A 6,857-nucleotide genomic window follows, 5' to 3' on the forward strand; every position below is an offset into this window, starting at 1 on the left:
ACCATGAGCCAGCACTTTTCCACCCGCGACGGCAGCGCCATTGTCGCTGACCTGGTCAGCGTGATCGTGGCCAACCGTGAATACCTCAGTGAAATCGACGGCGCCATTGGCGACGGCGACCACGGCATCAACATGGCCAAGGGCTTTGCCCATTGCGGGCGCAGCCTCGAAGGCCGCCAGCTGGCCCTGGCCGAAGCCCTGGATGAACTGACCCTGAGCCTGATGGAAGGCATCGGCGGCTCCATGGGACCGCTGTATGGCAGCCTGTTTATCGGCATGGCCGATGAGGTGCGCAACAGCGAGGCGATCGACGCGGCAACCTTTGCCCACTTGCTGCGCGGCGGCTTGACCTCGTTGCAGGACATCACAGAAGCAGGCGTGGGCGACAAGTGCTTGATGGACACGCTGATCCCGGCGGTCGAGGCCTTTGAGCGTGCGCATGCCGGTGGCGCTTCTTTCAACGATGCGCTGGAGGCGATGAAAACCGCCGCGTCCCAAGGGCGCGATTCGACCAAAGACCTGATCGCTAAAATCGGCCGCGCCAGCCGCCTGGGCGAGCGCTCGCTGGGCGTACTGGATGCCGGGGCGGTGTCGTGCTGCCTGATCCTCACCCGCCTGGCCGATTCCGTGCAGCCACGGCTGACTGCTTGACCTGCTGGATATACCGCGCCACCGCCGGCGCTTTTTCAAAGCGCCGGTGAATCAGCGACAGCCACGACGAGGCCTCACTGCCCTGAATCGACCGATACACAACACCCGGCAAACTCACGTGCCCGACCATCGACGCCGGCACCACCGCCACGCCCTGCCCTAACGACACCAATGCCACCACTGCGACCAGGCCGCCCGGCTGCGGCCCCAGGCTCGGCGCGAAACCACCCTGCGCCGCAACATGCAAAGTGCCGCTGATTTGTTCCGGCAATATAAACGTCTCGTTTTGCAGGTGTTCGCAGCCAATGACCTTAAGCCCCAGCAGCCAGGAGTCCTGAGGCAGCGCCAACACGAAGCCTTCGCTGTGCAGGCGCACTGCCTCTACACCGTCAGGCAAGGTCATGGGCGAGCGGATATAGCCGATGTCATAACGCCCGTCGGCCACCGCGCCGGGCAAGGACGCCATGGCGCATTCGCGCACATTCACGCTCACATCGGGAAACGCCTGGCCGAACGCCTGCATCTGTTTTTGCAGCAGCCCCGAATACACCGCCGACGCCACATAGCCCAATTCGATATGCCCGATTTCCCCGCGCCCGGCGCGCTGCGCGTTGCGTTGGGCGAACTCGAATTGGCGCACGGTGGCCTCGGCCTCGATCAGCAGGGCCGCACCGGCTTCGGTGAGGCTGACCTCACGTTGCTGACGGATAAACAGGCGCGTGCCCAGCGTGGCTTCCATGTCCTGGATCTGTCGGCTCAAGGTCGGTGGCGCGATACCCAGTTGCTCAGCCGCTCGGGTGAAATTGCGCTGCCTGGCGACGGCGAGGAAGTAGCGGAAATGGCGGATTTCCATTCAGGCATTAGCTCAAAGGTAATGAAGTGAATGTTACCAGCTAATAAAGCGAGCCTTAGCCAGGGATAAGCTCAGCGTACACCCACACTGAGGCGCCTGCGATGCACATTAATGGTCTTTCCCACATTACCTGTAAGGCAATCAAGCCATGAGCCAGGTCACCCCGCGCCTCACCCTGCTGACCGCCTCCGGCGTCTGCTCGCTGATTGTGCTCGACACTAATATCGTTGCCGTCACCCTGCCGAGCATCGCGCGCGACCTGGGGGCGAATTTCGCCGATATCGAGTGGGTGGTCAGTGCCTATATGCTGGCGTTCGCCGCGTTATTGCTGCCCGCCGGCAGCATCGCCGACCGCTTTGGTCGCAAGCGGTCGCTGATCTGGGGCTTGAGCATTTTCATCCTTGCCTCCCTGGGCTGTGGCGCTGCACCGAATGCGTTGTTGCTGGACATTGCACGCGCCGTCAAAGGCGTCGGCGCAGCCTTGCTGTTGACCTCAGCCCTGGCCTCCATCGGCCACACCTTTCACGATGAAGTCGAGCGCGCCAAAGCCTGGGCATTCTGGGGCGCGTGCATGGGTGTGGCGATGACCGCCGCGCCCACACTCGGCGGCGTGATCACCCAGTACCTGGGCTGGCGCTGGATCTTCTACCTCAACCTGCCCGTGGGTCTTGGGTTGATGGCATTGGCGCTGCGGGCGATCCCCGAATCACGCGACACTCAATCTGCGCGTCTGGACCCGTGGGGCGGCCTGGCCTTCAGTGCGAGCCTGCTGTGCCTGATCTGGGGTTTGATCGAGGCCAATCGCATCGGCTGGAACAACCCGCTGACCTACGCACGCCTGATTGGCGGCGCAGTGTTGCTGGGTGTATTTGTAATCGTCGAACGTGTGCAACAGCGGCCCATGGTCGACTTGCAGCTGTTCCGACACCCGCGTTTTATCGGTGCGCTGCTGGGGATGTTTGCCTACGCCGGCTGTGCCCAGGTGATGATGACGTTGCTGCCGTTCTACTTGCAGAACGGCCTGGGGTTTTCCGCAATCGCCTCAGGCCTTGGCATGTTGCCGTTTGCCCTGACCATGCTTGTTTGCCCACGCATCGGTGCACGGCTGGCCGGGCGTTTTGCGCCTGCGACGATGATGTCAACCGGTTTGACTCTGGTGGGCTGCGGCAACCTGTTAAGTGCCTGGGCGGTGAGTGTGGGCGGTTATCTGCCCTTCGCACTGGCGATTGCCGTGACCGGCGCCGGTGCGGGACTGCTCAATGGCGACACGCAGAAAAACATCATGGCCTGCGTGCCACGTGACCGTGCGGGGATGGCGTCGGGCATGAGTACCACCATGCGTTTCAGCGCGATTATGTTGGCCATCGGCGTGTATGGGGCGTTGCTCAGCAGCCATAGCGAGCAATTGCTCAGCGCGAGTATCGACCCGCAATGGCAGGCGCAGGTGGCGGGGATTGCATCGCGGGTGGTGGCCGGGGATATGCCGGCGGCGATGGGCTTGCTGCCGGAACCGGCGCGAGTGCGGGTGCAACCGCTGGCGCGGCAGGCGTTTGTGGGTGGGTTCAGCGGGGTGTTGTGGGTGGCGGGGTTGTTGGGGTTACTGGGGGCATTGGTGGTGGGGACGCTGATGCGAAAGCCGATTCCCGCCCTGACCCAAAACTAAATGTGGGAGCGGGCTTGCTCGCGAAAGCAGTGTGTCAGTCACCACGTGTATCAACTGAACCACCGCATTCGCGAGCAAGCCCGCTCCCACACTAGGATCACCTACAGCCTGTAGTTACCAGAACCGCTGCTGGGTCAACCGGCTCCACCAGGTCAGCAACACGCGGTCTACCGAGCCGCTGGCCGCCAGGCCCAAGCGTTCCTGCAGGCTTTTACGCTCGGCGTAGTGCAGGTGGAACACGTCGGCCGTCTTGGCCTTGGTCGCCAGGTATTCATCGCTGGTTTGCAGTTCATCGACCAACTGTTTGTCGAGCGCTGCAACACCCAGCCACACTTCTCCGGTCGCGACATCATCGATTGCCAACTGCGGGCGATAGCGCGAGACGAAGTTCTTGAACAACTGGTGGGTAATGTCCAGGTCTTCCTGGAACTTCTCCCGGCCCTTCTCGGTGTTTTCGCCAAACACGGTGAGGGTGCGTTTGTATTCACCGGCGGTCAGCACTTCAAAGTCGATGTCGTGCTTTTTCAACAGGCGGTTGACGTTGGGCAACTGCGCTACCACGCCAATGGAGCCGAGGATCGCAAACGGTGCGCTGATAATCTTCTCGCCGATGCACGCCATCATGTAGCCGCCACTGGCCGCCACTTTGTCGATGCACACGGTCAACGGCACGCCGGCCTGACGGATACGCGCCAGCTGCGATGAGGCCAGGCCATAGCTGTGTACCATGCCGCCGCCGCTTTCCAGGCGCAGCACCACTTCATCCTTGGGCGTGGCCAGGCTCAGTAGCGCGGTGATTTCATGGCGCAGGCTCTCGGTGGCCGAGGCCTTGATGTCGCCATCAAAATCCAGCACAAATACCCGCGCCTTGGCCTCGGGTTTCTTCTTGCTGTTCTTCTTTTCGGTCTTGCTTTCGGATTTGCGCAGGGCCTTGAGCTGGTCCTTGTCGAGCAGGCTCGATTCGAGGCGCTCTCGCAGGCCTTTGTAGAAGTCATTGAGCTTGCTGACCTGCAATTGGCCGGCGGATTTGCGCCGCCCCTTGCTGCGCAGCGCGGCGAAACTGATCAGCACCACCAGAATAGCGACCACCAGGGTGACGGTCTTCGCCAGAAAGCTCGCGTATTCAGCCAAAAAATCCATATGTCTCCTCAAAAAGCACGGCGCCAGGCGCGGATGGCCCCAGCATACCGACGGCACCGCCTTCGGACCAGTGCTCAAACCGCCAGCAGTCGGCCTCTAACGCGCTTTTAAAACAAGCGTATGTTTTTTCATTGACAGCTCGCAGGCATCCTCATAACCTCGCCAGACTTTCAACGTACCGGGAAAACGGACGTGGGCAGCATCTATCTGATTCGACATGGCCAGGCCTCCTTCGGTGCAGACGACTATGACGTCCTGTCGCCCGTCGGCGTGGAGCAAGCGCAAGTCCTCGGTCGCCACCTGGCCGACCTGGGTCTGACGTTTGATCGTTGCCTGTCAGGCGACCTGCGTCGCCAGCAGCACACCGCCACCGCCGCATTCGATCAATACCGCGCCCTCGGCCTGCCAGCCCCAACGCTGGAAATCGACCCGGCCTTCAACGAGTTCGACGGCGAAGCGATCATCCGCGCCCTGCTCCCCGACCTGCTGACCACCGAGCCCCACGCCCTGGATATCCTGCGCAACGCTGCGCAAAACCGCAGCGAGTTCCAGCGCATTTTCGTCCTGATCATCGAGCGCTGGCTGGCCGGCACTTACGACCCGCCCGGGCTGGAAAGCTGGCTGGGTTTCGTGGAGCGTGTACAAGGTGGCCTGCAACGCATCCTGGAAGCCGCCGACAACACCGACAAGATCGCCGTGTTTACTTCCGGCGGCACCATTACCGCCCTGCTCCACCTGATTACCCGTATGCCTGCCGCACAGGCCTTTGAACTGAACTGGCAAATTGTTAACACCTCGCTCAACCAGCTTAAATTCCGTGGTCGCGAGGTGGCACTGGCTTCCTTCAACAGTCATACCCACTTGCAACTGTTGAAGGCGCCGCAGCTCATCACATTCCGATGAACTGCGGCCAACCGTGACCCCAAGGTCACTGGACTCTACCTTAAAGGATCGAAACCATGACTGACGTAGCCAAAGCTGTAGAAGCAATGAAAGCCAAATTCAACCCAGCCGCCGCCGCCGGCCTGGACCTGGTGTTCGGTTTCCGTATCGACGACACCCAGAACTTCTCGCTGGTGGTGAAAAACAACACCTGCGAACTGCTGGAAGGCGAAAACCCTGACGCCCAAGTCACTCTGGTGATGGACGCCGAGACCATGAAAGGCATCGTCAGCGGCGAGACCGATGGCATGCAGGCCTTCATGGGCGGCAAACTGCGCACCGAAGGCGACATGATGCTGGCCATGAAACTGAGCGAGCTGTTCCCGGCCTGATAACGCCGCGCTCAAAAAAATCCCGCCTTTCGGCGGGATTTTTCGTTCAGCCAGCTTCCCGGTCAGCGGGTATTGGCATTATCCATTTCTTCGAACGTGTCCATGTACGCAGGGTCATTACCATCGTTTTCACGAATCACACGCCCTTCATACTCGGCAGTGATTTCACCGGTATTGACGTCAAGCCCAACCACGATCACCAGCTTGTATTTGCCCACTTGCAAGTACATGTCATAGAGGTCCCGGGGTTCATCGGGCGCCATAAAAAAGCTGTAGCTGTAACGTACGCGCCTGGTTAACACGGGCCACTGTGCTTCAAACGTGCGTGAATCAAAGGATGGGAGCACATCGCCGATTCCACGCAGCGCGGCCTCGACCAGTTGGTCATTGTCCTTGGCTTTGAAGACCACCGGATGCGTGCGAGTCATCGACCGCATCGGGTTGGGGACAATATCCGTTTCAAGGCGGTACATGCCGCTGCTGAACCATTTTGTTGCATCGAAGGTGTCGTCACCTTTCTCGCATTCGCGGCAATGCATCATCAGCGGGGCCGCAGCGCTTTCTCGGGAATACAGTGAAGTGATGGACACACCGAAGGTGATCAGCAATGCCCACAATAAGCCTGCACTGCCAACTCGCGCGATACCATTAGCCATCGTCTACATCCTTGTCTGGAGGGGCGGCGAATTTACCTGATTCAGACCTTTTGGTGGCGGGAATTTTTTGCCTGCCATTTTGCAAGCAATGTAGTTTTAATGTGGGGGCTGGCTTGCCTGCTGTGGCGGTTTGTCGGAGTACATATCCGTTGCTGCGGTAACGGCTTCTATTGGTTCCGCTCTTACAGCGGGTCACTTTTGTAAAGACCGGAATGCCGGCCCAGACAAAAGTAACCAAAAAGTCTTCGCCCCACCACTCGGCACCTCGCTTGGGCTCGGTGTGCCCTCACTCCGGCTTGAATCCGTGGGCCGCCGCGATGGGCCATCCTTGGCCCAGCGCGGCTAACCCGGCGTCCTGCCGGGTTACCCACGGATTCAAGCCTGCGTTCGGCCAGCGTGGTTAACGGGGCGTCTCAGATCAAAAGCAGATCAAGATCAAGATCTACAGCACGGCGGCCTGAAAGCCGACCTGAGTGGTTGAAGCAAGAGCCAGATCAAGTGCAAAGCAAAAGCCTGTCTACCTGATGCAACGCGGTCTAAATGTGGGAGCGGGCTTGCTCGCGAATGCGGTGTATCAGTGACAGATAAATTGACTGACCCACCGCATTCGCGAGCAAGCC

At 60.2% G+C, this 6,857-nt stretch carries 7 protein-coding genes; 4 read left to right on the plus strand and 3 right to left on the minus strand.

The window, feature by feature from the left end; genetic code table 11:
* Positions 1–3 precede the first annotated feature (3 nt).
* Positions 4–651: a dihydroxyacetone kinase subunit DhaL gene (gene dhaL / locus ACTD9P_RS20730; protein WP_438869165.1), complete on the plus strand. Its 648-nt coding sequence runs from the start codon at positions 4–6 to the stop codon at positions 649–651.
* Here dhaL and ACTD9P_RS20735 read toward each other — a convergent pair.
* Complete coding sequence (locus ACTD9P_RS20735; protein ID WP_438869166.1) at positions 608–1,504, minus strand: LysR family transcriptional regulator; 897 nt, start codon at positions 1,502–1,504, stop codon at positions 608–610. The two genes, dhaL and ACTD9P_RS20735, sit on opposite strands and share 44 nt — an antisense overlap.
* A gap of 148 nt (positions 1,505–1,652) precedes the next feature.
* On the opposite strand from ACTD9P_RS20735, the gene ACTD9P_RS20740 reads away from it, so the two are divergent.
* Positions 1,653–3,167: an MFS transporter gene (locus ACTD9P_RS20740; RefSeq protein ID WP_438869167.1), complete on the plus strand. Its 1,515-nt coding sequence runs from the start codon at positions 1,653–1,655 to the stop codon at positions 3,165–3,167.
* A gap of 114 nt (positions 3,168–3,281) precedes the next feature.
* On the opposite strand, the gene sohB is transcribed toward ACTD9P_RS20740, so the two are convergent.
* The gene (sohB, locus tag ACTD9P_RS20745) at positions 3,282–4,307 is read right to left on the minus strand and encodes a protease SohB (RefSeq protein WP_438869168.1); all 1,026 of its coding nucleotides are present in this window, start codon (positions 4,305–4,307) and stop codon (positions 3,282–3,284) included.
* A gap of 192 nt (positions 4,308–4,499) precedes the next feature.
* On the opposite strand from sohB, the gene ACTD9P_RS20750 reads away from it, so the two are divergent.
* Positions 4,500–5,210: a histidine phosphatase family protein gene (locus tag ACTD9P_RS20750; RefSeq protein ID WP_438869169.1), complete on the plus strand. Its 711-nt coding sequence runs from the start codon at positions 4,500–4,502 to the stop codon at positions 5,208–5,210.
* A 56-nt stretch (positions 5,211–5,266) separates the two neighbouring features.
* Complete coding sequence (locus tag ACTD9P_RS20755) at positions 5,267–5,581, plus strand: SCP2 sterol-binding domain-containing protein (RefSeq protein ID WP_438869170.1); 315 nt, start codon at positions 5,267–5,269, stop codon at positions 5,579–5,581.
* A gap of 62 nt (positions 5,582–5,643) precedes the next feature.
* Here the strand turns inward: ACTD9P_RS20755 and ACTD9P_RS20760 are convergent, their stop codons facing one another.
* Positions 5,644–6,237: a hypothetical protein gene (locus ACTD9P_RS20760; protein ID WP_438869171.1), complete on the minus strand. Its 594-nt coding sequence runs from the start codon at positions 6,235–6,237 to the stop codon at positions 5,644–5,646.
* Positions 6,238–6,857 lie beyond the last annotated feature (620 nt).

Origin of the sequence: Pseudomonas onubensis, assembly GCF_965653655.1 — a bacterium.
Lineage (GTDB): Bacteria > Pseudomonadota > Gammaproteobacteria > Pseudomonadales > Pseudomonadaceae > Aquipseudomonas.